This is a genomic window from Tianweitania aestuarii (assembly GCF_018457165.1).
Lineage (GTDB): Bacteria > Pseudomonadota > Alphaproteobacteria > Rhizobiales > Rhizobiaceae > Tianweitania > Tianweitania aestuarii.
The window spans coordinates 671,555-697,441 of the sequence record NZ_JAFMNX010000001.1; the positions used below are offsets into that span (position 1 = coordinate 671,555).

Sequence of the window (25,887 nt, forward strand, 5' to 3'; positions counted from 1 at the left end):
GGTGCCCCCATGGTTGATCCTGCTATTGAAGAAACCATCGCGCTTCCACAGCTGAAAGCCGAAGCGGAAATCAGGGTCGATCGCTGGGGCATCCCTCATATCCGGGCAGAAGGGGAAGACGACCTTTTTCTTCTTCAAGGCTTCAACGCAGCGCGCGATCGCCTTTGGCAGCTCGACCTTTGGCGCAAGCGCGGTCTCGGCCACCTGTCGGCCGACTTCGGCCCCGGCTATCTCGCCCAGGACCATGCCGCTCGCCACTTCCTGTATCGCGGCGACATGAACCGGGAATGGCTGGCTTATGCACCCGACACGCAAGCCATCTGCACCGCCTTCGCCGCCGGCGTGAACGCCTATATCGCGCTCTGCGAAAAGGAGCCGGAGCGCCTGCCGCCCGAGTTCGCCGTGTTCAACACCCGTCCCGCGCTCTGGCAGCCGGAAGACGTGGTGCGCATCCGTTCGCATGCGCTGACCCGCAACGGCCTGTCCGAAATCCTGCGCGCCAATGTCATGGCGAAAACCGATGCCGCAACCGATCTCCTGCGCTTCGAAATCGATCCGCCGGTCGAGGTGAAGCTCGCGGACGGCCTGTCTTTCGCAGACATCCCCTTGGAAGCGATGCGGCTTTTCAAGCTCGCAACCGCGCCCGTCACGTTCCAGAAGGAGCGGCTATCCGCCGGCATTGCCGACATTTGGACGTGGTCCGAGGTGACGGATCTGGGCGAGGTCGTTCAGCGCAGTGCCGAAGAAGGCTCTAACAATTGGGCCGTTCACGGCACGCGCACGCAAAGCGGCCGTCCGATTCTCGCCAGCGATCCGCACCGCGCCCATGCCGTGCCGTCGCTTCGTTATCTCGTTCATCTGGAAGCGCCGGGCTTCAATGTCATCGGAACCGGCGAACCCAGCGCACCCGGCGTTTCGATCGGCCATAACGAGCGCACCGCCTTCGGCCTCACCATCTTCGGCGCCGACCAGGAAGACATCTACGTCTATGAAACCCGCGAGGGCGATCCCGATTCCTACCGCCATGCCGGTGGCTGGGAAAAGATCGAGCGGGTCGAAGAGCGTTTCGTGGTCAAAGGCCATGACGAGCAGCGTCTGAAGCTCTCCTTCACCCGCCACGGCCCGGTGCTGAGCGAGGATCATGCGCGGCGTCGCGCGGTGGCCATGCGCACAGTCTGGCATCATCCGGGCTCGGCCGCTTATCTCGGCAGCCTGTCTTATATGCGAAGCCCGTCTGCGGAAGCCTTTGCCGCCAGCCTCGACCATTGGGGCACGCCATCGGTCAATCATGTCAGCGCAGATATCGAAGGCAATATCGGCTGGTTCACGGCAGGCTTTACGCCGGTGCGCCACAACTGGCACGGGTTGCTGCCGGTTCCGGGCGATGGCAGCCACGAATGGGACGGCTTCCTGCCGGCGCAGGATCTGCCCCGCGCCTTCAATCCCGCCAGCGGCTTCGTGGCTTCCGCCAACGAAATGAACCTGCCCAGGGATCGCGACCCTTCGGCAACGTCGATCGGCCATGAATGGGCAGAAGGCAGCCGGGCAAAGCGCATCAAGGCCGTGCTGGCCGGTGACCGCAGCCATACGCTTGCGGCCTCCATGGCGCTGCAAACGGATGTGTATTCGCGTCCGGCCGAAGTGATCGTCAGCCTGTTCAAGGCCATCGCTCTGGAAACAACGCTCGATGCGTCGCAGGCCCGCGCGCTCAGGCTATTTGAAGGCTGGAACTACCATCTGGACGCAAGCAGTGCGCCCGCAGCCTTGTTTGAAGTGTGGTGGATGAAGCATCTGCGCCCCGGCCTTCTCCAGCATTTCGCGCCCGACCAGACGATCCGCCAGCTCCTTCTGCCCGGCGATTTCGACAGGCTTCTTTCGCTTCTCGAGACGCCGGAAGACCTCTGGAGCAGTGACGAACGAAACGAATTGCTCCTGTGGACCCTCACCAAGGGCTTCGACGATTGCATCACGAGACTGGGCAAAGATCCGTCCGCCTGGCGCTGGGGCGATCTCCACCGTGCCCTGTTCGAACACGCCGCAAGCCGCGTCAAAGACACGAACAAAACCGACTGGAACGTTGGCCCGCTGCCGGTCGGCGGCAGCCGCTCGACCCCGATGCATGCAGCCTACCGGCTTGGCGACTTCGGCGTGAATGCCGGTGCATCCGTGCGTCTGGTCATGGATGTCGGCGCCTGGGACAACAGCGTTTGCGTCAACACACCCGGTCAGTCCGGCGATCCCCGTTCGCCCCATTATGCCGACCTGTCCGAGCCGTGGTCGCGCGGTGACTACGTGCCGCTGCTTTACAGCCGCGACAAGGTGGATGCCGCAACCACGCATCTGATAAGGCTGGTTCCAGTTAAAGCCGGGGAGGTCCGTACATGAGCCATTTCATCGCCAGTGACGCCATCGCTGTGGAGCCTCTCCTCGAAGAGCTTCGTGCATGGGTCGAGCTCGAAACGCCGAGCGCCGATGCGCAGGCCGTCAACCGTCTGGCCGACCGCATCGAGGCTGACGCCAAAGACGCAGGCTTCACCGTGGAGCGCACTGCGGGCACGCTCGGCTACGGCGACATTCTCGCCGTCCGCACGCCCCGGCCGCAGGACGCAAACACCAAAAGCGTTCTGATCCTCGCTCACATCGACACCGTTCACGCTACCGGCACGATCAAGGACAAGCTGACGCTGCGCCAGGAGGGCGACCGGCTCTATGGTCCCGGCATCTACGACATGAAGGCCGGCGTGCTGATGGCGCTTGAGGCCATGAAGCTTGCAACAAAGGCCGGCCACAACCTCCCCATCGACCTGCTGATCGTGCCCGACGAAGAGGTCGGCTCCAAGAGCTCGCGCCCCATGATCGAGCGCTTTGCGGGCAGCGCCGCTTATGTGCTCGTGGTCGAACCGGCCCGCAACGGCGGCAAGATCGTGACGGCGCGCAAGGGTGTCGGCATGTTCGACATTACGGTGCGCGGTCGCGCCTCGCATGCCGGCGTGCGTCCGCTCGACGGCCGCTCGGCCATCCGCGCCGCCGCCCGCCTCGTCCTGGAACTCGAAGCGCTGAACGATCCCGAACGCGGCATCACCGTCACCACCGGAACGATCCAGGGCGGCACCGGCCGCAACACCGTGCCAGCGGAATGCCGCCTGCAGCTCGACCTGCGCCTTCCCGACGCCGCAATGGCAGACGAGGTGATCAGCGCCGTTCAAAAGATGACGCCTGTTGATCCCGACATCACCTTCGAGATTTCCGGCAGCCTCAATCGCCCGCCTTTCGCCCAAAGCGAGGACGGCGCGCGCCTCTTCGATCATGCGGCCGAAATCGCATCCAGGCTCGGCTTCACGCTGGAAGGCATGGAAACAGGCGGCGGTTCGGACGGCAACTTCACTGCCGCTCTCGGTGTGCCGACCCTCGACGGTCTCGGTGCCGACGGTGCCGGCGCTCACACCTTCGACGAACACATCCTGGTCAGCAGCCTTGCACCCCGCACCGCGCTGCTCGCCAATCTGATCGCCTCGCTGGACCACACGGCGTGAGCGCAACGCTGTTCATGCGGGAGTTCTTGGTGTGAGCGCGACGCAGATCCTTGTCTTCATGGTGATGGCAGGGATCGCCGCCTATGTTCAAACCCTGACCGGCTTCGCCTTCGGCCTCATCCTCATGGCGGCCGTGGCACTCGGTGAAATCCTGCCGCTGCGCGATGCAGCGGTGGTCACCGGCCTTCTGACGCTCGTCAACGCCGCAGTGATGCTGCGCAACGGCTGGACCGAGGTTCTGAAAAGACAGTTCCTGCTCGTTCTCCTTAGCAGCCTGCCGTCGCTGGTGGTCGGCTATTTCGTGCTCGAACATCTGGCCGATCAGGGGCTGGTGATCCTGCGCATCCTGCTCGGCGCGATCATCATCGTTTCGTCGCTGCAGCTGATCATGCCGCCCAAGCGCGAGCAGCGGCTGGCCAGCGATCGCTCCTTTGTGGCCTTCGGCAGCATATCGGGGCTTATGAGCGGTCTGTTTTCCACCAGCGGTCCGCCGCTCGTTTACCACTTCTACCGCCAGCCACTGCCGCTTCTGGCGATCCGCGAAACCCTCGTCGCCATCTTCGGCGTCAACTCGCTGATCCGTCTCGGCGTCGTGTTTGCCGACGGCACCTTCCCGGACAAACGCTACTGGGTCGCCTTCCTGGCCATCATCCCCGTTGTCGCCGGCACGCAACTCGCCCGCCGCTTTCCCCCGCCGATCTCGCCGCAAACGCTGAAGAAGATCGTCTTCATCCTGCTTTGCGCCTCCGGCGCCTCGCTTGCGCTACCGGCAATCCCCGCCGCCCTGCGCATGGCTGGCTACTGAGTGGCCTCTGGTTCGATGCTTTCCAGATAACGCACGAAGGCGCGCCCGCCTTCGATCAGATCGGCACGAAACGCTTCAGCGAGCGCTTCGGCATCGCGCTTGCGCAGCGCTTCCAGGATGTGAAGGTGCTGATGCGGCCCGTCATAGCTCGGATGCCCGAACGGATAGAGGTAGTTCAACAGCGGCCCGATCTGGATCCATAGCCGCTCGAGGATCTCGATCAGCTGCGGCATGCCGGAACGGCGATAGATCAGGAAATGAAACTCGTAATTGGCGAGCAGGGCGGCGGGATAATCCTTGTCCGCTTCCGCACGGATCAACGTCTCGTGGACCTTTTCCAGCTGCTCGATGAAAGCCTTGTCCACATGCGGCAGTGCTTTCACCGCCGCATGCGGTTCCAGCATCAGCCGGATCTCGCGCGTTTCCAGATATTCGTTCAGGGTCAAACGACGCACGCGAATATAATAGCCGGGCTTCATTTCCAGCGCGCCATCGCGAACGAGCTGTAGCAGCGCTTCGCGAACCGGCGTTTCGCTTGTGCCGAGCGATTGTGCGAGCTCACGGATCTTCAACCGCACGCCCGGCTGCATCCGTGCCGCCATCAGCTGATAGCGCAACTGGCTGTAGATCTGCGCCGACAGGCTTTTCGACTGAATATCCGTAAAGGCCTGCATTGCGCCTCTCCATCCGTCCTCGCGATGCCCGAGACGTGCACCGTTCCTGCCTTGCAGCAGGTTCCGATTTCCCGCGCCACCATAAAGCGCTTGCCGCTCATTGATACATGATATATCAAAAAGGGAGCAAGTGAGGGGTGGAAGAGATGGATCGCCGAGCTTTCGATATTGATGCCGCTTTGAAGGCGCGCGCCGCCAAGGTCATTCCGGGCGGCATGTGGGGCCACCAGAACAGCGCGCGCCTTCCCAAGGGCTATCCGCAATATTTCACCCGAGGCGAGGGCTGTCGGACCTGGGACGTGGATGGCCGCTCCTATATCGACTACATGTGCGCCTGGGGTCCGATGATCCTCGGCTATTCCGATCCCGATGTGGAAGCCGCCGCCGCGCGCCAGCGCGCCGAAGGCGATGGGCTGAACGGACCGACCCCGCGTCTCGTGGAATTGGCCGAACTCGTGGTCGACACCGTCGCCCACGCCGATTGGGCGATGTTCTCCAAAAACGGCACCGATGCCACCACCGCTTGTGTCACCACCGCGCGTGCCGGCACGGGTCGCCGCAAGGTTCTGGTGGCGCGCGGCGCTTACCATGGTGCGATCCCCTGGTGCACGCCGTCGGTTGCCGGCGTCACGGAAGAAGACCGCGCCCATCTCGTGCCCTATGACTACAACGATGCCGCCAGCCTCGAACAAGCGGTGGCTTCGGTAAAGGGCGATGTCGCGGCCATTCTTGGAACCGCGTTCAAGCATGATCTCGGCAAGGAACACATTCTGCCGACCCGCGAATTCGCCCAGGCCGCCCGACGTCTGGCCGACGAGGCCGATGCAGCGCTCATCGTCGACGATGTTCGTGCCGGTCTTCGGCTCGACCTCGGCGGCAGCTGGGAACTGGTCGGCGTGAAGCCCGACCTCTCCGCCTGGAGCAAGGCGATCGCCAATGGTCGCGCGCTCGGCATGATGACCGGCAACGACCGCTTCCGCGAAGCAGCCACCAAGATCTACACCACCGGCTCGTTCTGGACCGCAGGCGTGGCGATGGCCGCTTCGATCGCGACGATCACCAAGCTGCGCGAAGAAAACGGCGTCAAGCGCATGGTGGCCGCCGGTCAGCTCCTGCGCGATGGCTTGCAGAAGCAGGCCGACAAATACGGCGTGCCGCTGAAGCAAAGCGGCCCCGTACAGATGCCGGTCTTCCTGTTCGACAATGATGATGATCGCTCGCTCGGCAATCGCTTCTGTCTCGAAGCCCTGTCGCGCGGCGTTTATTTCCACCCCACCCACACGATGTTCCTGTCGGTTGCCCATACCGATGCGGTGATCAACGAAACGCTAGAAATCACGGACGAGGTTTTCAAGGCAATCGCCTGACCCGCGAACGATCGAGCCAGCCGACACAAACGCAAAAAAAGGGGAGCCTTCGATGAGCGACGCTGAACAAGGCGACCGGCGCAACTTCTCGGAAGACTATCTGGCCGAGCGAGCCAAATTCATCCGCCTGGAAACCTTGCGCCTGACGCGCATCGCCGGTGCCGGCCATTATTCCAGCACCTTCTCGGCCGCCGAACTGTTCGCAGCCCTCTACTACGGTCATCTCAGGCTCGATCCCGCCAATCCGAAATGGGAGAACCGGGACCGCTTCGTGCTCAGCAAGGGTCATGCCGCGATCGGCCTGTACCCCGTTCTGGCCGATCTCGGCTTCTATCCCCCATCCAAGCTCGACGATTTCACCCGTCTCGGCAGCGCCTTTGGCGATCATCCGGACATGAAGAAGATTCCGGGCATCGACTTCTCATCCGGATCGCTCGGCCACGGCCTGTCGGTCGCACTCGGCATGGCGATCGCCGGGCGCATGAAGAACCATACCTATCGCACCTATTGCATGCTGGGCGATGGTGAGTTGAACGAAGGCCAGATCTGGGAGGCCGCCATGGCGGCCGGTCACTTCCAGCTGCAGGGTCTCGTCGGCATCGTGGATCGCAACCAGCTTTCGATCGACGGCCCGACCGAAAAGGTCATGTCGGTGGAGCCCCTTGTGGATCGCTTCACGTCGTTCGGCTGGGACGTTCAGCGGATCGACGGTCACAACCTTTCGGCCATCATGGCTACACTGGCCGCGCTCAAGCCGGCCGGCACCGGTCGCCCGCAGATGATCATCGCGGATACGGTGAAGGGCCGCGGCGTCAAATATATGGAGCTGTCGCTCGACTGGCATGTCGGCAATCTCGTTGGCGACGATTACGACGATGCCTGGGCGGAAATCGAAGCCGGGCTGCAGCCGTTCGAAAAGGAAGATGCCTGATGAGCGCTGCAGGACAGGACCAAAGCACGCTGTTTCGCGGCGACGAGGGCGAACTGCGCCTCAAGAATGCGAAGTCGGTTCGCGGAACGCCGGCCAAGGCGATGCCCGCCTTCATCCTTGGCGAAGAACTGGCCGATCTCGCCGACAATGATCCGCGCATCGTGGTTGCGACCGCCGACCTCGCCAATTCCAGCCGTGCCCGCGATTTCGCCAATCGCCATCCGGACCGCTTCATCGATTTCGGCATCGCCGAGCGCAACATGATCACGGCGGCTGCCGGTATGGCGTCCTGCGGCCTTGTTCCTTATGTCGCGACCTTTGCGTCCTTTGCCGGCATCCTGGCGGCCGAAGCGATCAAGACCGATTGCGCCTATCCCCGCATGCCGGTGCGCGTTCTCGCCCATCATTCCGGCATCTCGATGGGATTTTACGGCACCAGCCATCACGCCACCGAAGATCTCGGCATGATGCGACCGATTGCCGATCTCACTGTGGTCTGCGCGGCCGACGCCAACCAGCTTCGCGCCATCCTGCGGGCGTCCGTGGATCATCCGGGTGCGATGTATATCCGCCTCGGCCGTGGCCGCGATGCCGAAGTCTATGGGGAGGTCCCTGCGGATTTCGCCCTGGGCAAGGCCACCACGCTGCGCGATGGCACGGACCTCACCATCATCGCAACGGGCTCGCAGGTCCACGCCTCGCTGATGGCGGCGCAAAAGCTTGGCGAGACCGGTATGTCGGTGCGCGTGATCGACATGCACACGATTAAGCCGCTCGATGGAGATGCCGTGCGCGCCGCCGCGCGTGAAACAAAGGCGATCCTCACCGTCGAGGAGCACAACGTCATCGGCGGCCTGGGCTCGGCTGTTGCAGAAGTGCTGGTCGACGAAGACCGGATCCCCTTCCGCCGCCACGGCATCCACGATGAGTTCTCTCTCATCGGCCCACCGGCCGCCCTTTACGCGCATTACCGGCTCGACGCAGACGGCATCACCGCCGTGGCGAAGGAGTTCCTGCAGATCAACTAAGCCACCGACAGGCTTCCGTAAAACAGCCATAAGGGAACGCGGAGGCCCTGTTCTAGCAAGCTTCAATGGGAGACTGTGATGGAAGGCATCTTTAGAACCGCTGCGCGAGCAGCCGCTGCATGGGCTGCTCTTGGCGCCATGGGTGTGATCCTGCCCGCTGCGGCACAGGATCGTCCGCTCGTGATTGCGCGCAATCTCGAAATCAACTCGCTCGATCCGCATCGCGCCTTTTGTGACACATGCCAGATCTATCTCAGCGCCACCTATCAGGGGCTGGTGAAGCTCGCAGCCGACGACCGGTCTGTTGAACCCTCGCTGGCCACCGAATGGTCGGCCAACGAAAACCAGACCGAGTTCACCTTCAAGCTCGATCCAAAGGCCGTCTTCTCGGATGGCAGCCCGGTTGAAGCCAAGGACGTCAAATGGACGTTCGAACGGCTGAAGAACCTGCAGGGCGACCCTTCCTTCATGATGAAGGGCGTTACCGCCATCGAAACGCCTGACGACAAGACCGTTATCGTGAAGATGGAAAGCCCGAATTCCGAGTTCATCGGCATTCTCGCGGCACCCTATACCGGCATCATCAACAGCGAAGTCGCATCGTCGAACGGCGCGTCGGCGGGCGATGATGCGGCCACGGCCGACAAGGGCGAAACATGGTTCCTCGCCAATTCCGCCGGCAGCGGCCCTTATGTTCTCGACACCTATCGCCCGGATGATGAGCTGCGCTTCCGTGCCAACGACAAGTTCTGGGGCACGGCTCCGGCGATCAAGGAGATCGTGATCGACCAGTCTGCCGACGCCGTGTCGCAGGCGCAGATGCTGCAAAGCGGTGCAGCCGACATTGCGATGCAGGTTGATCCCGACACAGCCGAAACGATCGCGTCGCCGGACCTGACGATCGAAACCGTCCCGTCCTACAACTACATCTACGTGTCCTTCTCGCCCGGTGCCGAAGGCAACCAGACGCCGCTCGACCTGGAAGTTCGCCAGGCGCTGGCCTACGCCATCGATTATCAGGGTGCGATCGACTTCACCGTCGGCGGCAAGGGCGCGCTGCAGGCCTCTCCGATCCCGAACGGCTTCCCGGGCACCGAAGACCTGCCGATGCCGGAAGAGAACCTGGATAAAGCCAAGGAGCTTCTTGCCTCGAAGAACCTTCAGGACGGCTTCACGGTTGATGCAACCGTCGCCTCGATCAACGTCTATGGCGTGGATCTCGCGCTCCTCATGCAGAAGCTGCAGCAGGATCTGTCGCGCATTAACGTCACCTTGAACATCCAGCCGGTCGCTTCGGCGGTTTGGCGCCAGCAGATCGCCAATCCGGGCATTCCCTTCAGCGCGCGCTTCTATGCGCCGGACTACTACGGCTCGGCCCAGTATGTTCAGTTCTTCGGCATGCTTCCGGGTTCCTGGTGGGAGCGCAATGCGAGCGGCCAGGGCAAGGTCGATCTGGTGAACCAGAAGGAAGTCGATCTGCTGCAACAGGCGCTGGCCGCCTCGGGCGATGATGTTGCTCGTCTTTATCGCGAGATCGCACTGGAAATGATCAACGACCGGATCATCGTGCCGGTTGTCAGCCCGAACCTCATTCTCGCTTACCGTAACGAGGTTGCCGGCGTGCGCTACAGCGCCTGCTGCAATCTCCCCTTGGCTGAACTGAGCATCAAGTAACGTCAGCATAGGGCAGGGCATCCCGATGTTCGCTTACGTCACCAAACGTCTCATCGCGATGCCCTTTCTGCTGCTGGGCGTCATCACCGTCGCCTTTCTTCTGACCCACTTCACCGCCGCCGATCCTTTGACCTCCATCATCGGCGAGCGGCAGATGAACAATCCGGAAGTGGTGGAAGCGGCCCGGCAGCGCTGGGGGCTCGATCGCTCCTTGCCCGAGCAATATCTGGTTTATCTCGGCAACCTCGTGACCGGCGATTTCGGCACCTCCTTCCGCACGCGCCAGCCGGTCGCGCAGGATCTCATCCTGCGCCTGCCCGCCACGCTGGAACTGGTGATTGCCGCCATGATGCTCGGCACCCTGTTCGGCATCACTTTGGGCGTTCTCGCCGCCCGGTTTCGCGGCGGCGTCATCGACAATCTCGCGCGTCTCTTTGCCCTGATCGGCGCTTCGGCGCCCGTGTTCTGGTCCGGCCTGCTCGTTCTGTTCGTGTTTTCCGTTCAGCTCGGCTGGCTGCCGGGTCCCGGCCGCATCGATGCGCGCGCTGTCGCACCGCCTTTCGTGACTGGCTTCTTCACGATCGACACTTTGCTTGCCGGCGACTGGACCGGATTTCGCAGCGTGCTTCTTCATCTCCTGCTGCCCGCGTCTGTTCTCGGCTGGACGGTGACCGGCATCGTGTCGCGTATGGTGCGCGCGTCCATGCTCGATGTTCTCAGCCAGGAATACATCCTCGCCGCGCGTGCCAAGGGCGCGAGCCCGGTGCGGGTTCTGCTTCATCACGCCTTGCGCAACGCCATGCTGCCGACGCTCACCATCATCGGCTTTTCCTTCGCCTATCTGATCACCGGCGCGGTGTTGACCGAAACCATCTTCGCCTGGCCCGGCATCGGCTCCTACGCCGTGTCCGCCGCCCGCGGCCTCGATCATCCGGCGATCGTCGGCGTCACGATCATCGGCGGCGCGGCGTTTCTGATCGCCAATCTCCTGACCGACATCGCTTATGCCGTGGTTGATCCGCGCGTGAAGCTCGGCGCAAAGGCCGGCGCATGAGCATCCTGTCGAGCCGCTCCGCATCCTCCCGCTTTGTTTGGCCCGAATGGGCGACGCTTCCGCTTGTCGGCGGCGGCGTTGTGATCCTGGCCTGGATCATCATCGGCCTGACCATTCCGTGGTGGACACCTTACGATCCCACCAACCTCGCCGGCATGCGCTTTCAGCCGCCCGGGGCCGAACACTGGCTGGGCACGGACGCACTTGGCCGCGATGTGCTGACCCGCACGCTCTACGGCGTGCGCCATTCCTTCCCAATCGCGGTTTTCGTGATCGGCTGCGCGGTGGTGATCGGCTGCACGCTCGGCGCCATCGCCGGTTATGTCGGCGGCTGGCTCGACAGCGTCATCATGCGCTTCGTCGATATTACCCTTTCCTTTCCCCCGATCCTGCTCGCCATGGCGGTCACGGCCTCGCTTGGGCCGGGTCTCGGCAACGCCGCGATCGCCATGGTGATCGTGTGGTGGCCGATCTATGCCCGGCTGATGCGTGCGCAGGTTCTGTCGGTGCGAAGCCGCGAGCATGTCGAAGCAGCCGTTGCATCGGGCGCAAGTCGCTCCCGCGTTCTGATCAAGCATATCCTGCCGCTGTGCTGGAGCCCGATCATCGTGAACGCCACGATGGATTTTGGCCAGGTCGTGCTTCTGGCAGCCAGCCTCTCCTTCATCGGCCTGGGTGCCGTGCCGCCGACACCCGAATGGGGCCAGATGATTTCGGAAGGCGCGATCCAGTTCTATCGCTGGTGGATCGCACTCGGCCCGGGCCTTGCGATCCTGTCGGTCGTTCTGGCCTCCAACTTCCTCGGCGATGGCTTGCGCGATTATCTCGATCCGAGGGCATCATGAGCGCACCGCTTCTCGCCATCAGGGATCTGACCGTTTCCTTCGCGACACGTCGCGGCGGCCATGCGTTTCAGGCCGTCAGCGGCGTCGACCTCACGGTTCAGTCCGGCGAGGTTCACGGCGTCGTCGGCGAATCCGGCTCGGGCAAAAGCGTGACGATGCTGGCCGTCATGCAGCTCCTGTCGCAAAGCGCGACCATCGCCGGCTCGATCATGCTTGATGGCCAGGAACTCACCGCCCTTTCGGATCGCCAGATGCGCAAGATCCGGGGCGCGCGGATCGGCTATATCTTCCAGGATCCCATGACGGCGCTCAACCCGTTGCTGACGGTCGGCGAACAGATCGCCGAAGCCGTGCGCATCCACCGCGGCGATGTCGGCCACAAACACGCCGTCGCGCGCGCGATCGACCTGCTGCGGCTGGTCGCAATCCCCAATCCTGAGAAGCGCGCGAACCAGTACCCGCACGAGTTTTCCGGTGGCATGCGTCAGCGCGCGGTTATTGCGATGGCAATGGCCAACGAACCGGACCTTCTGATCGCCGACGAACCCACCACCGCCCTCGATGTGACGATCCAGGCGCAGATCATGGAACTGCTCGACCAGCTGCGCCGCGAAAAGAACATCGGCATTGTTCTGGTGACGCATGATCTCGGCGTTGTGGCCGGCGTCGCAAAGAGCCTGTCGATCATGTATGCCGGTCGTGTGGTCGAGCGCGGTCTGGTGGACGATGTTTTCGCCGCCCCGCATCATCCCTACACCAAGGGACTGCTGGAAAGCCTGCCGCAGATGGATGAACGGGTGGAGCGGTTGAGCGCCATCGCCGGCGCACCACCCCCGATCAGCGCGCGTCCGTCCGGCTGCCCGTTTCATCCGCGCTGTCCGTATGTCATCGAACGCTGTCGAAGCGAACGGCCGGTTCTGCGCCCTGTCGGACCGATCGATGTCGCGTGTCACCGCGCGGAGATCGTGGCCGCCGACAAGGGGACCTTGCAGGATGCTTGAGGAAACCACGGCAACGAAGCCGCTTCTTTCAGTGGAAGGTCTGGTCAAGGAGTTTCCGGTTGCCGGCGGCTGGTTTGGCCGCTCGGGCGGAGCGGTTCGCGCCCTGTCCGATGTCAGCTTCGAGATCGCTGGCGGCGAGACGCTCGGCCTTGTCGGTGAATCCGGCTGCGGAAAGTCCACCTTGGCGCGCTGCATCGCACGGTTGTTGCAGGCCACCGCCGGCCGCGTCGTCTTCGACGGGGTGGATCTGACGCAGCTCTCGCATGCCCAGATGCGCCAGTTCCGGAAGCGGATCCAGTTCGTGTTTCAGGACCCTCACGCCTCCCTGCATCCCCGCATGCGCACGCGCGATATCATCGCCGAACCCCTGCGGATGGAAAACGCGTCGGCTTCAGCCAAGCGCGAGCGCATCACCGAACTGCTTGAACTGGTGAAGCTCGATCCCGCGCATGCCGACCGTTACCCGCACGAGTTTTCCGGCGGCCAGCGCCAGCGCATCGGCATTGCCCGTGCGCTCGCCTTGCAGCCTGAACTGATTATCCTCGATGAGCCGGTTTCGGCGCTGGATGTCTCTATCCAGGCCGGCGTGCTCAACCTCTTGAAGGATCTGCAGGACAGGTTCGATCTGTCCTATCTCTTTATCGCCCATGACCTGTCGGTGGTGCATCACCTGTGCGATCGCATCGCTGTTATGTATCTCGGCAAGATCGTCGAGATCGGTGATCGCGATCATCTGTACCGGGCGCCCAGCCACCCCTATACGCAGGCGCTTCTTTCGGCCGTTCCGCTGGCCGATCCAGCAAAGGAGCGGGCGCGTCGGCGGATGGTGCTGCAAGGCGATGCGCCAAGTCCGAGCAATCCTCCATCCGGCTGCCGCTTCCGGACCCGCTGTCCGCGCGCCCAGACGTTGTGCGCGCAACAGGAGCCGGTTCTGGAAACCAAGCCAGGGGGCACGCGCGCGGCCTGCCATTTCCCGCTGACGGGGTGATCGCTCAGCTTTCGTCGGTCTCTGACAACGAAGAAGCCGCCATCATCTCGTCGAGCGGAATATAGATCCGGTCGATCGCTGCCTGTGTCAGCGGTTTGCGGGGCAGAAACTCAGGAAGGAAGCGGCGCAGATAATCGATGGCGGTGGCACTCGCTTCGAGGCGAAACGCATCGGTGATCGTGCCATGCCGGCCATAGGATAGGGCCCAAACGCCGTCCATGCTCGCGCCGGCAATCTCGAGCCGGTCAACGAAATCGGGAATGAAGGGCAAGTGAAAATAGGCCTCGAACAAGCGTTCGCGGCTGCGCGCGATACGCGCATTGCCTGAAAGATCGGCATTGCGCACCGCAACGCTGACGCCTGCGCCTAGAAACAATCTCAGTGCCGCCGGCCGGCTGTTTTGAAAGGCTGCGGCACGCGAATGCTTCATGTGCAGCATGTCCTGCCAGGTCTGCGGCTCGGGATCGGTCGGCGGCTGGATGGAAAGCTGGTAAATTTCCTCGTTGAAGCGACCTGCCAGCGCCACGAAGGCCGCATTGCGGTTGGGAAAGAAGTGATAAACCGAGGCAAGCGGAATACCGGCTTCTTCCGCGATCTGCGCAAGGCTGACATCCTCGTCATTATGCAGGGTCAGCAGTCGTTCCGTGGCATCGAGCAGAGTGTTGAGGCGCTCGACACCGCGCCGGCGCATCTGGCGAAGTGGAAGCCCGTCGCTTCGGCTTGAATTGGCTTCCATTCCTGAGCGGCTCCTCGGCGTTTCTTGCGTTCAATCGCGCATGGCTTCAACGGCACGCAAAAGAACATCGTCGGCGCCAAGTTTACCGGGTTTCAGATAGAGCGATAGATGCAGCGGTATTTCCGCAACGCAGAAGCCCGTGCCAAGCCCCTTGTCGGGAAAGGCGCGCACCTGGCGAATGCCGAGACTTTCAACGATCGATCCCGATGTTTCGCCGCCCGCGACTGCCAGCCGCCGCACGCCGCGTTCCACCAGACCCCTTGCAACGGCAGCAAGGATGCGCTCGGCTTTGCGTGCCGCCTGCAGCGAGCCATGAACGCGCTGCGCTTTTTCAACAGCGTCCTGATCGGCAGCCGTCGTGACGGCGAGCGGATCGTTCCCGATGCGCTGCGTCGCCCAGTGAAGTGCGTCGGCGATAATCGCCTCTTCGGAACGCTCATCAAGAATGTCGATCGCCAGAACAGGGTGATGCTGTTCAAAGGCAGCAAGCTGGGCGCTCGCAACCGGACCGACGCTCCCCACCAGCACGGCCGCCGGACCTTTCGCATGTGAAGGCGCCGGCATGCGCGTGTCTGAACCGCCTCCGGCGCAAACCCTCGCAAATTCGATGATATGCGCATCGCTGCCGATCGTCGTTCGATCGCTGGCGGCGAGAACCGCGCCGGTTTGCGCATCCGTGTCATCGGAGCAATCAATCAGGATGTAGTCGTGGCCTTCTCCAGCCACCGCGTTCAAGCGCAAGCGCGCGGCATCGACGCCGCCCTGCAGGGCGAGGTGGTTGAGGAGCCCGACCTGCTTGCGCGTCTGGCGCGCCAGGCTGCGCACCATGTCGGGATCGCTCATGGGCGTCAGGGGATCGAAGCGCTTGATCGATTCCGACACAAGACGGTTGCGATAAAATAGGTAGCCCTGATGCACGGTCGTTCCGAAGCGCGGAAAACCGGCGCTGAGCAGCAGCGGCTTTTGGTTGTAGCGGTCGGAAAGAAAATCAGCCACCGGTCCGATATTGCCGTCATCGGTGGAATCGAAACTGGCGCACACCTTGTAGGCGATCTTCGTGCAGCCGGCCCGTTCAAAGCGCTCGGTGATGGCTTCCACATCGGCCACGGCGCTCGCCGCCGGAGCAAGCCGCGTGCGCGTCCCGATCACCGCAACCTCGCAACGGTCGAGTGCTGCGATTTCGTCGCGCTCGAACAGAACAGGGCAGGCGATGCCGGCGCCCTCGATATAGCCCGCAATCATCAAGCCGCCGGTGAAATCGTCCGCTATGATCCCGAGCATCACGCTCTCCAAAATGATAATCTATTCGAAAATCTTGGCACAAGAACACGGAAAGCGATAGCGGCATCCGCCATTCTGCGGTAGCTTTCTCGAATTCCGATTAGGTTTCGCGTGGAGTGATCCACTGTGCTGGAGGAACTGACCATGGACGACATTCAGGCTCGTCAATCGATCGTCGAAGCGGTGCGCTTTCTTGAAGACAAAGGTCTCAATCATGGCAGCGCCGGCAATGTCAGTCTTCGCCACGGCGACCATCTGCTCATCACCCCCACCGGCGGGCGCGGCTCCACGATGCAGCCGAAGGACATCGTGGAACTGGCGCTCGACGGTACTGTCCAGGGCGAGGGGATCCCCTCCAGCGAATGGCGGTTCCACACCGGCATCCTGTCGCGTCGGCCCGATGCCAATGCCGTCGTTCACACCCATGCCGATTGTTGCGTCGCTCTGAGCTGTCTGCGCAAGCCGATCCCCGCCTTCCACTACATGGTCGCAAGCTTCGGCGGCGTCACCGTGCCGTGTTCCCGCTACGAGTCGTTCGGCTCCAAGGGTTTGGCGGATGCGGCGGTCGAGGCGATCGAAGGCCATTACGCCTGCCTTCTGGCCAATCACGGCATGATCGTCACAGGCCGCAGCCTGCAGCATGCGCTCGATCTCACCGTGAAGCTCGAAACGCTTGCCCGCCAGTATATCCTGTCCTGCCAGGCGGGTGAGCCGGTCCTGCTCGACAACACGGAAATGGCAGAGGTCTATCGTCGCTACGGAACCTACGGCACCGCAGCCTCGCCTGCCTGAGCAATCCACGACGCCACATATGGCAGGAGCGGGCAGGGGACTTATCCCCGCCCGCCAGATCGATCGATCCGCTTCTCGAGCAAGCGGACGCTCGAGACGAGACGTTGATTTGCGGCTGGCACGCGGTTGCGACCACAATGGCGCTGAAAGCCGCGACTTCTCGACCCGTGTGCCGCCGAAACTCCATTTTCCATTCAGCCAAATGCGCAAAAGGCCGGTTCTGGAACCGGCCTTTTGCTTGAATGAGTGGCTTACTGAGCCAGCCAGGACGTCCAGCGATCGCGCAACATCGCCCGGTTTTCGCCGATCCAATTGAAGTCGGGATCAACCAGAACCTCGTAGTTCGCGGGGTAGGTCGCGAACAGTTTCTGTTCTTCTTCCGGCAACTTCGCGAGGCCTGCCGAAGACGAGGTCGCATAGCCGACCTTCTCCATGAAACCCGGATGACCGTCCGAGTTGCCATAGAAAAAGTCTATATATTTCAATGCGCCTTCGGGGTTCGGGGCGTCCTTGAGGATCGACATGTAACCGGTGTCGCGCATGGCTCCATCCCACGCCATCGCCAGCGGAGCGCCATCCTTGATGGTTGCAAGCGAGCGACCGGAATAAGACATCGTCATCACGACTTCCTTGTCGCGCATGATCTGCTGCACCTGATTGCCGGTCTTCCACCACACCGCGATGTGCGGCCGGATCTCATCTAACTTCTTGTAAGCTCTATCTAAATCGAGCGGAAACAAATCCTTGCGCTCGACACCATCAGCCAGCAAAGCCGCTGCCGGCACCCACCAATCGCGGTCGCCCGTGTCCGGCAAACCGCGAGGTCCCGGAAACTCGGCGACGTTCCAGAAGTCGGCCCAGTTCTTGGGCGCCTTGTCGGCGAAGGTTTCGGTGTTGTAGGTCAACACCATGCCACCCGTCGTGCGCGCCACGCCCTTGGTGGTGCAAGCGCCTTCTAGGCCGAATTTCTTTACGTTTTCAAGCGTATCGCAGGGAATATCGAGGAGCATGTCGGCCTTGTCGACCAGGTCCGGACCGGTTGCGGTGACGATGTCGAACTCGACATTGCCGCTTCGAACCATGCCCTCGGCACGCGCCCATTGATCGGGAACCTCGATGTCGAACGGAATGACCTCCGTGCCGGTCGCTTCCTGGAACGGCAGGTACATCTGCTCTTCAAGCGTATTGCGCATCAAGCCACCGGTGGTGGCCACCACGATTTCATCTGCAAATGCCGGCAGCGCCGCCGTTACGAGCAGTGATGCCCCAAGTAGTTTCGTTAAGTGCGTCCTGATCGTCATAGTCAGCCTCCTTTGCTGAGTTCCCTTGTTATTTTCAGGATTGTTCCACCCGCGCCGCGTTGCGGTTGGCGACGTATTTCAGCAGCCCGGCGGCGAGAAGCACGACGATCGAAAGCAGCGTCAGCATCACGGCGATGGCCGGGATGATCGGCGTCAGGTTCTGCTCGATATCGTCGAACATCATGCGCGGCAGCGTCTTGTCGCGGATGCCGGCAAGAAAGAAGGCGATCACCGGCTCGTCGAACGAGATGATGAAGGCGAACAAGGCGCCTGAAATCACGTTTGGCAAAATGATGGGAAGCGTCACCAGCCGAAAGGCGTTGAAGCGATTTGCGCCGCAGCTCATGGCTGCATCTTCCAGGGCCGGATCGACGCTCGACAACGCCGCCGCCACGGTAAAAACCGTGAAAGGCATGGCGATGATCGAATGCGCCGCGACATAGCCGAAAACCGTTCCCGACAGCCCCGTATTCTGGAAGAAGAGGTAGAGCGCGACAGCCAGCGCGATGTGGGGAACCACGATCGGCCCGATGAGAAAGGCCTGGAACAGCGTGCCCATCGCCTTTGCGCCACGCACCAGAGCATAGGTCGCCATCGTTCCAATCACAGCCGTGGTGATGGCCGTCAGCGCAGCAATCTTGACGCTGAACCATGTCGCCGCCATCCAGCGCGAATTGCCGAAGAAGTCTTCGAACCAGCGCAGGGTCATGCCTTCAGGCGGAAAGGTCAGGTAGGTCGTTTCGCTGAACGCCATCGGCAGGATCACGAGGATCGGCAGCAGGATGAAGATCAGAACGGCATAAACATAGGCGTTGAGGATGATCGCTCTCGGGTTCATGCGCTTGCTCCCAGCATCCGCTCGAAGCGGAACACCTTGCTGAAGGCTATGGTGATGATCGTCACCAGCAGCGTCAAAACGCCGACGAGCGCCGCCGCGAAGGGCCAGTCGAGGTTCTCCCGCATCTGTTGGGAGATCAGTGTCGCGATCATCATTTCCTGCGGCGAACCCAGCAGGGATGGCGTGATGAAGTAGCCGAGTGCCGTCAGGAAAACGAGGATGAAGCCGCCGATGATGCCAGGCATGGCAAGCGGCAGCGTAACCTCCCAGAACGTTCTCAAGGGTCCGGCCCCGCAGATCGCGGACGCGCGATTGTAATCAGACGGGATGTTGCGCAGGGCGCCATAGATCGGCAGCACCATGAAAGGCATCAGCACATGCGTCATGGCGATTACCACGGCACCTTGCGTGTAAAGCAGGCGCAGTGGCTCCGAGGTGATGCCGATGCCCTGCAGAAAGTCGTTCACCAGCCCGTTGCGCTGCAGAAGGATCGCCCATGCAGCGGTCCGCACGAGAACGGACGACCAGAACGGCAGCAACACGCAGGCCGTCAGGAATACCGCCTTCGGCCCGCGGGAGTTGGCCATCAGAATGGCGACAGGCAGCGACAAGGCAAGGGAAAGCAGGCTGACGAGCAGCGCAATCCGCAGCGTGCGGAACAGCACTGTGGCGTAGAGCGGATTTTCCAGAACCCGTTCGTAGTTGCCCAGCGTCGGCGAGGGCTCCAGCACCGAAAGCGACAGCAGGCTGCCAAGCGGATAGATGAAGGCGAAAAAGATTAGTGCAAAGAACGGCGCCATGAGGAGCAGGATCGCTCCGCGCGACATGCGGCGCCCATCCGCTTCAAAGAAGCCCGGCTTCATTGGCTGGCATCCGCAGGATAAAGAAGCGCGGCTTCAGGCGGCACCTTGATGCCGATTTCCTGACCCGGCCGTATGGGCGCTTGCCCGGCGCTCGCCACCCGCAGACGGACTTCGCTGCCATCTGCGAGATGGGTGATGAGGAGGCTGCCCGCTCCTGCATAAACGACATCACGAACTGTCGCTTTCCAGCTTCCTTCCGTGCCCGGTGCTGCAATGGACAGCCGTTCCGGGCGAATGGCGAGAATGGCCGATCCGGGACGAACGGGTTGGATCGACGCTGTGTCTGGAAGCCGGATCTGATCCTGATCGGAAAACACGGCGTTTACGCCATCCCACCGCACCGGCAGCATGTTCATTTCGCCAATGAAGCTTGCCGCGAACAGGTTGGACGGGCGCTCGTAGAGCTCGCGTGCCTGTGAAACCTGCTGCAACCGGCCGGCTTTGAGAATGGCGATCCGATCGGCCATCGTCAGCGCTTCACCCTGGTCATGCGTGACGAAAACAACGGTAAAACCAAGTTCGGCATGAAGCCGCTTGATTTCGATCTGCATTTCCTCCCGCAGGTTCTTGTCGAGCGCGGATAGAGGCTCGTCCATCAGAAGAACCTGAGGATTGTAGACAATGGCCCGGGCCAGAGCCACGCGCTGCTGTTGACCGCCCGAGAGCTGGTTCGGCGTGCGGTCGCCATAACCGCCCAGGCGCACCACCTCGAGCGCAGCTTCGGCCTGCCGGCGGCGCTCAGCCTTCGCGACACCGCGCATCTTGAGGGGAAAGGCGACATTGTCGCCCACGCTCAAATGGGGAAACAGCGTATAATGCTGAAACACCATGCCGATGTTGCGCTTGTTTGGTGGCAGGCGCGTGCAATCCTGACCGCCGATCAGGATCTGGCCTTCCGATGGCCGCTCGAAGCCGGCGATGCTCATGAGAACGGTGGATTTGCCCGAACCGCTCGGTCCCAGAAGGGCCACGAACTCACCTGCATTGATGGTGAGCGAGACGTCGTTCACCGCCTTCACGTTGCCGAACGTCTTTCCGAGATGCTTGATCTCGATAGAAGCACCTTTGACGTTCGACGAGACGGCTTGCGACATGGGAGCTCCCGGTCTTGGACACATTCGTGAAAGCGACTGCTGGCCTTTAACGCTACACGATATATCAGGAAGCTCAAGTATGTTGGTTATTTTATCGAGTTTTGATCGCTTGGTAAAATCCCGCGTACAACCGCCTATGCGAAAGTGGCTAATTGGAGCTTTGAAAATGCGGGCAGCCACGCTGTTGGCTAGAATGCGCAAAATAGAGCTTCGCCGAAAAAATTATCACTAAGTCTCCTGTGGTGCTTGACAGATTTAAGCGATCGTCATCCTCTGCTTTCGCCCTGCACGAAGGCTGCAGGCGTTGACCAGAGACTTCGTTCGCTAGGGCTGTGCCAGTTCTGGCGAGGGGCGCGCCGTTTGGCAGACTGGTCACAAGGCGGAACAAGGACTTCGACTAATCATGACCAAGGAACCGTTTCAGTTTCCAGAAATGGGACCCCACGCCATTCTCCCGCGTACCGTGCGCAAGGGGTATGCGGATGAGCACTTCCTATCCGATTATCGTTTTCAGTTTCCACGGGAAGATCCGAGCCTGCCCGAGGTCTTCGTGTACACGGAGCGGATGTCGTTTGATCCTGGTGAGACGGTGGAGTTCCACGGCTCGACCAATGCCAGTGAATGGTCGATCCAGATCTATCGCGACGGCTTCAAGCCGGAGATGGTGCATGAAAGCTTCGGTCTTCCCGGTAGCTTCACGAAGACCTCTGAGACAGCCTATTCGGATGGATGCGACTGGCCTGTCCTGCATCGCTGGACGATCCCCGCAGATCTCCGATCAGGGTTCTACCGCGTTGTATCGACCTGTATGCGGCCGGGTGGTGAGCGTTTCGTCCAGCACCACTTCGTCGTAGTCCGCCCAACCGCTGCCACCAAACGCGGCCGCATTCTCTTCATGCTCGCGACCGGAACATGGACTGCCTACAATGACTGGGGCGGCGCAAACCATTATTTCGGAACCTGGGGTCCGAACAAGAACGAGGGATCGCCGATCCTCAGTCTGAAGCGTCCTTGGACACGCGGTATGGTCTGGCTGCCCAAGGGTGCCGCCCGCATCATGACGACACCGATGCCGGACATGAATGATGCACCCCGCTTTCCATCGAAGGAATGGGGCTATTCCGGCGGCTGGGGGCAGTATTATGCGGCGGCAGGTTGGGCGCAGTTTGATCGCCACTTTGCAGTCTGGGCCGAGCGCGAAGGCTACGAGTTCGACATCATCACGCAAACCGACCTCCATTTCCGACCGGAGATCCTGGATGACTACAGCTGCCTCGTGACTGTCGGCCATGACGAATATTGGTCATGGGACATGCGCAAGACGGTGGAAGCCTTTGTTGAGCGCGGCGGCGGCTTTTCCCGGTTCGGCGGTAACTTCCTTTGGCAGATCCGGCTGGAAGACAATGGCAGTCGGCAACATTGCTGGAAGTTCAAGGCGCCGACCATGGATCCCGTCCGCGACGATCCGGAGCGCAAGCACCTTCTGACCGCGTCGTGGGAAAGCGGCGGCGTCAATTGGCCGGGCGCATCCACCGTCGGCGTCAACGGGTGCCATGGCATGTATGCGAGCTGGGGCGGGTTCGCCCCAAGAGGCTCGCGTGGCTTCACGGTCTATCGCCCGGACCATTGGGCGTTCAATGGCACCGACCTACGCTACGCCGACATCTTTGGCGCTGAAGCCGGCATCTTCGGCTATGAGGTGGATGGTCTTGATTATACCTTCCACCAAGGCCTGCCCTATCCCGTTGCTGCTGACGGAATGCCTGAGGATATCGACATTCTCGCCATGAGCCCCGCCGTCCTGCTCGAACACGAGATCGAAGGCGAGGGCGTTCGCTACTATGTTCGCGACAGCGACCTCAACGGCTTGGCTGAACTGGCAGCCGATGACACACCGGTGGCACGCCGCAAGTTCCAGTACGGATCGGGCATGGTGGTCGGTATGAAGCGCGGCAAGGGCGAAGTGCTCACGGCCGGATCCTGCGAATGGATCATGGGCCTCACCCGCAGCGATCCCTTCACGGAAACGATCACGCGAAACGCTCTGGACCGCTTTTCCGGCGCGTAAAGACGGCGACGGCTGAAGCACGATCGGCATCAAAGAACACTCGGCGCTGGTGTCACGGCGTTGAGTTGTTCATTCTGATCAAGGCCGCCTGAAACGAAGTTGACGTTGGTCAGTCTAGCTCAGCCGCTGATTAACCAGGGCGTCCCAGTATCGGATGCCGTGGATGATCGCGTCATCGTTGAAGTCGTAGGCGGGGTGATGGAGACCTGCGGAATCACCGTTGCCGAGCCATATAAGGGCTCCCGGACGTCTTTCGAGCATGAACGAAAAGTCTTCTGAGCCCATGGTGCAGGGATAATCACCATCGACATGGTCCTCGCCGGCGATGGTGCGTGCGGCAGCGAGCGCTTCCGTCGTCATCGCGGGGTCGTTGATCGTGACGGGATAGCCGGGACGCCAATCGATTTCGGCTTCCAACTCGAATAGCTTGGCCGTGCCGGTGATCATGTCCCGGAACCGCGCTTCAACGGCTTTGCGGGTCTTGGGATCAACGGTGCGGATCGTGCCGCCGATCTGAACGCTGGCTGGAATGACATTGAGCGCATTGGCCGCGCCGGCTGCCAGATGCGTAACGGATACGACCACCGGATCCAGCGGATTGGTGAAGCGCGATGGGATCGACTGCAGCGCGGTTACCAGATGCGCCGTTGCAAGCACCGGGTCCGGCGTTTCATGCGGCGAAGCGGCATGACCGCCCCGTCCGCGAAGCGTCAGCATGAAGCGGTCCCCGGCGGCCATCAGGGCTCCGGGGCGTGAAGCAAAGGAGCCGACTGGTAGGCCGGGCTCGTTATGCATGCCGAACACTTCCTCGATGCCGAAGCGCTCAAGAACGCCTTCCTCGATCATCGCACGCCCGCCAGCACCGCCTTCTTCCGCCGGCTGGAAGATCAGCACCACAGTGCCCTGGAAATCGCGCGTCTCTGTCAGATGGCGAGCCGTACCCAGCAGCATGGCGGTATGGCCGTCATGACCACAGGCATGCATCATGCCGTCGATCTTGGAAGCATGCGGCAGATTGGTTTGCTCGGAGATCGGCAGGGCGTCCATGTCGCACCGCAGCGCGATGGTCTTGCCTTCGCCACGGCTGCCCTTGATGACGCCGACCACGCCGGATGTCGCAATGCCGGTCACGACCTCATCGCAGCCGAACGCTTTCAGCTTCTCGGCGACGAAGGCGGCGGTTTTCGGAAGATCGAACAACAGCTCCGGCTGTTGATGAATCTGGCGCCGCCAGACGCGCGCTTCGGCTGCAATATTGCTGAATTGGCCGTGGTCTGACATTGCAATATCCCCGTTTTGTGCTGCGACTTGTCTATTCCACGCGGCGAAACGGCGAAAGATCCGGGTCGGGATCAGGCATCGCATTCAACAGCATGCGTGTGTAGTCGTCCTTCGGATGGTCGAAGATGTCGTCCACCGGACCCTGCTCGACAAGCTTGCCGCGATAGATCACGGCCACCTCATCGCAGACATAGCGGATCACGCCGAGATCGTGGCTGATGAAGAAGTAGGTCAGGCCGAGCTCGTCCTGAAGGCGGTGCAGCAGGTTCAAAACTTCGGCTTGAACAGACACGTCGAGCGCCGAAGTCGGTTCATCGAGGATCAGGAACTCCGGCTTCACCGCTAGTGCACGCGCAATTCCGATGCGCTGTCGCTGGCCGCCGGAAAACTCGTGCGGATAGCGAAACAGGTGCTCGCGGCTCAAACCAACTTGCAGGAGAAGCTCCTCCACCCGCTCGGTACGCTGGCGCGAACTCATAGGCACGGTTTCGCGATGGATGATCAGCGGCTCGGAAATGATGTCGTGGATCGTTATGCGCGGATTGAGCGAGGCATAAGGATCCTGGAACACGATCTGCAGCCGCGCGCGAACACGACGCATCTCAGCCTTCGACAAAGCGTGAATATCCTTGCCTTCAAAGCGGATCGTGCCGGAGGTCAGGCTTTCCAGGCGAAGGATGCACTTGGTCAGGGTCGTCTTGCCCGAACCGGATTCGCCAACGAGGCCGAAGCTGCTGCCCTTCTTCACCGACAGGGAGACATCGTCGAGGGCGGTGAAGCCTTCACCCTTTCGCGACGTACCGAAGATCTTGGTGACGTTCTTGATCTCAAGGCTCATGCGAAAGCCTCCGGTGACAGGCCACTTAGGCCACGCAACTCGCCGCGCTTGGTGTGAACGGTAGGAACGGAGTCGAGCAAGGCCTGCGTGTAAACGTGGCTTGGATGCTTGAGGACTTCGCGCACGGGGCCCGACTCAAGGATCCGGCCGCGATACATCACGGCCACATGGCTGCAGATCTGCGCGACAACGCCGAGATTGTGGGTGATCAGCAGAACGCCGATGTTCCGCTCCGCCACGAGATCATGGATCAGGCGCAAAATTTGGGCCTGAACGGAAACGTCCAATGCGGTGGTAGGCTCGTCGGCGATGAGAAGATCCGGCTTGCCGATCATCGCCATGGCAATCAGCACCCGCTGGCGCATGCCGCCGGAGAACTGATGCGGATAATCGTCGATGCGGGTGGCGGCATCGGGAATGCCGACCTTGTCCAGCATCTCGATGGCTGTCTTGCGCGCCGCCTTCTTCATCGCACTGCGCGAAGCGCCTTTGCTCAGTCCGAGGATCGAGGGATCGTCATGACCGGCATGGAGCGCGACATCCACCAGCTGCGTGCCGATGCGGAATACCGGATTGAGGTTGGTGGTGGGATCCTGAAAGATCATCCCGATATGGCGGCCGCGCAGCGCGCGCATGTCACGGTCGGATGCCTTGAGCAGATCCTTGCCGCCAAAGTCGATGTTGCCGGCCAGATAACGACCGGGCGGGGAGGGGATCAGGCGCGATACGGATAAACCGGTGAGGGATTTGCCCGATCCCGTTTCGCCAACCATCCCCCAGATCTCGCCACGTTCAATCTTCAGATCGATGCCATGCAGGATCTGCGTTTCGCCCTCATAGGAGCGCATGGCGAGTTGCAGGTTCTGGATATCAAGAAGAGCCATGCCGCCGTCCC

General features: G+C 61.7%; 23 protein-coding genes. 13 read left to right on the forward strand and 10 right to left on the reverse strand.

Going from position 1 to position 25,887, the window contains the following annotated elements; genetic code table 11:
* The first annotated feature begins 9 nt into the window (after nucleotides 1-9).
* From JYU29_RS03185 to JYU29_RS03195, 3 genes are read left to right on the forward strand one after another with little or no spacing between them, the layout of a single operon-like run.
* The gene (locus JYU29_RS03185; RefSeq protein WP_213983302.1) at nucleotides 10-2,385 is read left to right on the forward strand and encodes a penicillin acylase family protein; all 2,376 of its coding nucleotides are present in this window, start codon (nucleotides 10-12) and stop codon (nucleotides 2,383-2,385) included.
* Nucleotides 2,382-3,533, forward strand: coding sequence for a M20 family metallopeptidase (locus JYU29_RS03190; RefSeq protein WP_213983303.1), 1,152 nt, complete (start codon nucleotides 2,382-2,384; stop codon nucleotides 3,531-3,533). Before JYU29_RS03185 ends, JYU29_RS03190 begins: the two co-directional genes overlap by 4 nt.
* A gap of 31 nt (nucleotides 3,534-3,564) precedes the next feature.
* Nucleotides 3,565-4,338, forward strand: a complete 774-nt coding sequence (locus tag JYU29_RS03195; RefSeq protein WP_213983304.1) for a TSUP family transporter — start codon at nucleotides 3,565-3,567, stop codon at nucleotides 4,336-4,338.
* Here the strand turns inward: JYU29_RS03195 and JYU29_RS03200 are convergent.
* On the reverse strand, nucleotides 4,332-5,012 hold the full coding sequence (locus JYU29_RS03200; RefSeq protein ID WP_213983305.1) for a GntR family transcriptional regulator: 681 nt from the start codon (nucleotides 5,010-5,012) through the stop codon (nucleotides 4,332-4,334). The two genes, JYU29_RS03195 and JYU29_RS03200, sit on opposite strands and share 7 nt — an antisense overlap.
* Nucleotides 5,013-5,158: 146 nt before the next feature.
* On the opposite strand from JYU29_RS03200, the gene JYU29_RS03205 reads away from it, so the two are divergent.
* The 8 genes from JYU29_RS03205 to JYU29_RS03240 all read left to right on the forward strand — a co-directional run bounded on the left by JYU29_RS03205 (nucleotide 5,159) and on the right by JYU29_RS03240 (nucleotide 13,900).
* A complete protein-coding gene (locus tag JYU29_RS03205; protein WP_213983306.1) occupies nucleotides 5,159-6,379 on the forward strand; it encodes an aminotransferase class III-fold pyridoxal phosphate-dependent enzyme in 1,221 nt (406 codons plus the stop codon).
* Nucleotides 6,380-6,431: 52 nt separating this feature from the next.
* Nucleotides 6,432-7,310 carry a transketolase gene (locus tag JYU29_RS03210; protein ID WP_213983307.1) on the forward strand — a complete coding sequence of 293 codons (879 nt, stop codon included), beginning with the start codon at nucleotides 6,432-6,434 and terminating at the stop codon, nucleotides 7,308-7,310.
* Nucleotides 7,310-8,338, forward strand: a complete 1,029-nt coding sequence (locus JYU29_RS03215) for a transketolase family protein (RefSeq protein WP_213983308.1) — start codon at nucleotides 7,310-7,312, stop codon at nucleotides 8,336-8,338. Before JYU29_RS03210 ends, JYU29_RS03215 begins: the two co-directional genes overlap by 1 nt.
* Before the next feature lie 78 nt (nucleotides 8,339-8,416).
* Nucleotides 8,417-10,012: an ABC transporter substrate-binding protein gene (locus tag JYU29_RS03220; RefSeq protein ID WP_250157164.1), complete on the forward strand. Its 1,596-nt coding sequence runs from the start codon at nucleotides 8,417-8,419 to the stop codon at nucleotides 10,010-10,012.
* Between the two features lie 25 nt (nucleotides 10,013-10,037).
* Nucleotides 10,038-11,066 carry an ABC transporter permease gene (locus JYU29_RS03225; RefSeq protein ID WP_213983309.1) on the forward strand — a complete coding sequence of 343 codons (1,029 nt, stop codon included), beginning with the start codon at nucleotides 10,038-10,040 and terminating at the stop codon, nucleotides 11,064-11,066.
* The gene (locus JYU29_RS03230; protein ID WP_213983310.1) at nucleotides 11,063-11,911 is read left to right on the forward strand and encodes an ABC transporter permease; all 849 of its coding nucleotides are present in this window, start codon (nucleotides 11,063-11,065) and stop codon (nucleotides 11,909-11,911) included. The genes JYU29_RS03225 and JYU29_RS03230 overlap by 4 nt, the downstream gene beginning before the upstream one ends.
* Complete coding sequence (locus JYU29_RS03235; protein ID WP_213983311.1) at nucleotides 11,908-12,912, forward strand: ABC transporter ATP-binding protein; 1,005 nt, start codon at nucleotides 11,908-11,910, stop codon at nucleotides 12,910-12,912. Before JYU29_RS03230 ends, JYU29_RS03235 begins: the two co-directional genes overlap by 4 nt.
* Complete coding sequence (locus JYU29_RS03240) at nucleotides 12,905-13,900, forward strand: ABC transporter ATP-binding protein (protein WP_213983312.1); 996 nt, start codon at nucleotides 12,905-12,907, stop codon at nucleotides 13,898-13,900. Before JYU29_RS03235 ends, JYU29_RS03240 begins: the two co-directional genes overlap by 8 nt.
* Before the next feature lie 4 nt (nucleotides 13,901-13,904).
* On the opposite strand, the gene JYU29_RS03245 is transcribed toward JYU29_RS03240, so the two are convergent.
* Both JYU29_RS03245 and JYU29_RS03250 read right to left on the reverse strand, forming a co-directional pair.
* Nucleotides 13,905-14,636 (reverse strand): TetR/AcrR family transcriptional regulator, encoded by a 732-nt coding sequence (locus JYU29_RS03245; protein ID WP_213983313.1) that lies wholly within the window; start codon nucleotides 14,634-14,636, stop codon nucleotides 13,905-13,907.
* A gap of 30 nt (nucleotides 14,637-14,666) precedes the next feature.
* Nucleotides 14,667-15,917, reverse strand: a complete 1,251-nt coding sequence (locus JYU29_RS03250) for a four-carbon acid sugar kinase family protein (protein WP_213983314.1) — start codon at nucleotides 15,915-15,917, stop codon at nucleotides 14,667-14,669.
* A 144-nt stretch (nucleotides 15,918-16,061) separates the two neighbouring features.
* Between JYU29_RS03250 and JYU29_RS03255 the strand changes: the two genes are divergently transcribed.
* Nucleotides 16,062-16,709, forward strand: coding sequence for a class II aldolase/adducin family protein (locus JYU29_RS03255; RefSeq protein ID WP_213983315.1), 648 nt, complete (start codon nucleotides 16,062-16,064; stop codon nucleotides 16,707-16,709).
* A 251-nt stretch (nucleotides 16,710-16,960) separates the two neighbouring features.
* On the opposite strand, the gene JYU29_RS03260 is transcribed toward JYU29_RS03255, so the two are convergent.
* From JYU29_RS03260 to JYU29_RS03275, 4 genes are read right to left on the reverse strand one after another with little or no spacing between them, the layout of a single operon-like run.
* Nucleotides 16,961-18,010, reverse strand: coding sequence for an extracellular solute-binding protein (locus JYU29_RS03260; RefSeq protein ID WP_213983316.1), 1,050 nt, complete (start codon nucleotides 18,008-18,010; stop codon nucleotides 16,961-16,963).
* 34 nt (nucleotides 18,011-18,044) lie between these two features.
* Nucleotides 18,045-18,848 carry an ABC transporter permease gene (locus JYU29_RS03265; protein WP_213983317.1) on the reverse strand — a complete coding sequence of 268 codons (804 nt, stop codon included), beginning with the start codon at nucleotides 18,846-18,848 and terminating at the stop codon, nucleotides 18,045-18,047.
* The gene (locus tag JYU29_RS03270; protein WP_213983318.1) at nucleotides 18,845-19,711 is read right to left on the reverse strand and encodes an ABC transporter permease; all 867 of its coding nucleotides are present in this window, start codon (nucleotides 19,709-19,711) and stop codon (nucleotides 18,845-18,847) included. The genes JYU29_RS03265 and JYU29_RS03270 overlap by 4 nt, the downstream gene beginning before the upstream one ends.
* A complete protein-coding gene (locus tag JYU29_RS03275) occupies nucleotides 19,708-20,805 on the reverse strand; it encodes an ABC transporter ATP-binding protein (protein ID WP_213983319.1) in 1,098 nt (365 codons plus the stop codon). The genes JYU29_RS03270 and JYU29_RS03275 overlap by 4 nt, the downstream gene beginning before the upstream one ends.
* 403 nt (nucleotides 20,806-21,208) lie before the next feature.
* Here JYU29_RS03275 and JYU29_RS03280 point away from each other — a divergent pair, with 403 nt between their 5' ends.
* Nucleotides 21,209-22,873: a N,N-dimethylformamidase beta subunit family domain-containing protein gene (locus tag JYU29_RS03280; RefSeq protein ID WP_213983320.1), complete on the forward strand. Its 1,665-nt coding sequence runs from the start codon at nucleotides 21,209-21,211 to the stop codon at nucleotides 22,871-22,873.
* Nucleotides 22,874-22,987: 114 nt separating this feature from the next.
* Here the strand turns inward: JYU29_RS03280 and JYU29_RS03285 are convergent, their stop codons facing one another.
* From JYU29_RS03285 to JYU29_RS03295, 3 genes are read right to left on the reverse strand one after another with little or no spacing between them, the layout of a single operon-like run.
* Nucleotides 22,988-24,154 (reverse strand): M20 aminoacylase family protein, encoded by a 1,167-nt coding sequence (locus JYU29_RS03285; protein WP_213983321.1) that lies wholly within the window; start codon nucleotides 24,152-24,154, stop codon nucleotides 22,988-22,990.
* Nucleotides 24,155-24,185: 31 nt separating this feature from the next.
* Nucleotides 24,186-24,992 (reverse strand): ATP-binding cassette domain-containing protein, encoded by an 807-nt coding sequence (locus JYU29_RS03290; RefSeq protein WP_213983322.1) that lies wholly within the window; start codon nucleotides 24,990-24,992, stop codon nucleotides 24,186-24,188.
* A complete protein-coding gene (locus JYU29_RS03295) occupies nucleotides 24,989-25,876 on the reverse strand; it encodes an ABC transporter ATP-binding protein (protein WP_213983323.1) in 888 nt (295 codons plus the stop codon). Before JYU29_RS03295 ends, JYU29_RS03290 begins: the two co-directional genes overlap by 4 nt.
* Nucleotides 25,877-25,887: the final 11 nt, after the last annotated feature.

Excerpts from the sequence above, each read along its gene's own strand:
- JYU29_RS03185 (WP_213983302.1), top strand. The coding sequence starts at position 10 with ATGGTTGATCCTGCTATTGAAGAAACCATCGCGCTTCCACAGCTGAAA.
- JYU29_RS03190 (WP_213983303.1), top strand. The coding sequence starts at position 2,382 with ATGAGCCATTTCATCGCCAGTGACGCCATCGCTGTGGAGCCTCTCCTC.
- JYU29_RS03200 (WP_213983305.1), bottom strand. The coding sequence starts at position 5,012 with ATGCAGGCCTTTACGGATATTCAGTCGAAAAGCCTGTCGGCGCAGATC.
- JYU29_RS03205 (WP_213983306.1), top strand. The coding sequence starts at position 5,159 with ATGGATCGCCGAGCTTTCGATATTGATGCCGCTTTGAAGGCGCGCGCC.
- JYU29_RS03210 (WP_213983307.1), top strand. The coding sequence starts at position 6,432 with ATGAGCGACGCTGAACAAGGCGACCGGCGCAACTTCTCGGAAGACTAT.
- JYU29_RS03215 (WP_213983308.1), top strand. The coding sequence starts at position 7,310 with ATGAGCGCTGCAGGACAGGACCAAAGCACGCTGTTTCGCGGCGACGAG.
- JYU29_RS03220 (WP_250157164.1), top strand. The coding sequence starts at position 8,417 with ATGGAAGGCATCTTTAGAACCGCTGCGCGAGCAGCCGCTGCATGGGCT.
- JYU29_RS03225 (WP_213983309.1), top strand. The coding sequence starts at position 10,038 with ATGTTCGCTTACGTCACCAAACGTCTCATCGCGATGCCCTTTCTGCTG.
- JYU29_RS03230 (WP_213983310.1), top strand. The coding sequence starts at position 11,063 with ATGAGCATCCTGTCGAGCCGCTCCGCATCCTCCCGCTTTGTTTGGCCC.
- JYU29_RS03235 (WP_213983311.1), top strand. The coding sequence starts at position 11,908 with ATGAGCGCACCGCTTCTCGCCATCAGGGATCTGACCGTTTCCTTCGCG.
- JYU29_RS03240 (WP_213983312.1), top strand. The coding sequence starts at position 12,905 with ATGCTTGAGGAAACCACGGCAACGAAGCCGCTTCTTTCAGTGGAAGGT.
- JYU29_RS03245 (WP_213983313.1), bottom strand. The coding sequence starts at position 14,636 with ATGGAAGCCAATTCAAGCCGAAGCGACGGGCTTCCACTTCGCCAGATG.
- JYU29_RS03250 (WP_213983314.1), bottom strand. The coding sequence starts at position 15,917 with ATGCTCGGGATCATAGCGGACGATTTCACCGGCGGCTTGATGATTGCG.
- JYU29_RS03255 (WP_213983315.1), top strand. The coding sequence starts at position 16,062 with ATGGACGACATTCAGGCTCGTCAATCGATCGTCGAAGCGGTGCGCTTT.
- JYU29_RS03260 (WP_213983316.1), bottom strand. The coding sequence starts at position 18,010 with ATGACGATCAGGACGCACTTAACGAAACTACTTGGGGCATCACTGCTC.
- JYU29_RS03265 (WP_213983317.1), bottom strand. The coding sequence starts at position 18,848 with ATGAACCCGAGAGCGATCATCCTCAACGCCTATGTTTATGCCGTTCTG.
- JYU29_RS03270 (WP_213983318.1), bottom strand. The coding sequence starts at position 19,711 with ATGAAGCCGGGCTTCTTTGAAGCGGATGGGCGCCGCATGTCGCGCGGA.
- JYU29_RS03275 (WP_213983319.1), bottom strand. The coding sequence starts at position 20,805 with ATGTCGCAAGCCGTCTCGTCGAACGTCAAAGGTGCTTCTATCGAGATC.
- JYU29_RS03280 (WP_213983320.1), top strand. The coding sequence starts at position 21,209 with ATGACCAAGGAACCGTTTCAGTTTCCAGAAATGGGACCCCACGCCATT.
- JYU29_RS03285 (WP_213983321.1), bottom strand. The coding sequence starts at position 24,154 with ATGTCAGACCACGGCCAATTCAGCAATATTGCAGCCGAAGCGCGCGTC.
- JYU29_RS03290 (WP_213983322.1), bottom strand. The coding sequence starts at position 24,992 with ATGAGCCTTGAGATCAAGAACGTCACCAAGATCTTCGGTACGTCGCGA.
- JYU29_RS03295 (WP_213983323.1), bottom strand. The coding sequence starts at position 25,876 with ATGGCTCTTCTTGATATCCAGAACCTGCAACTCGCCATGCGCTCCTAT.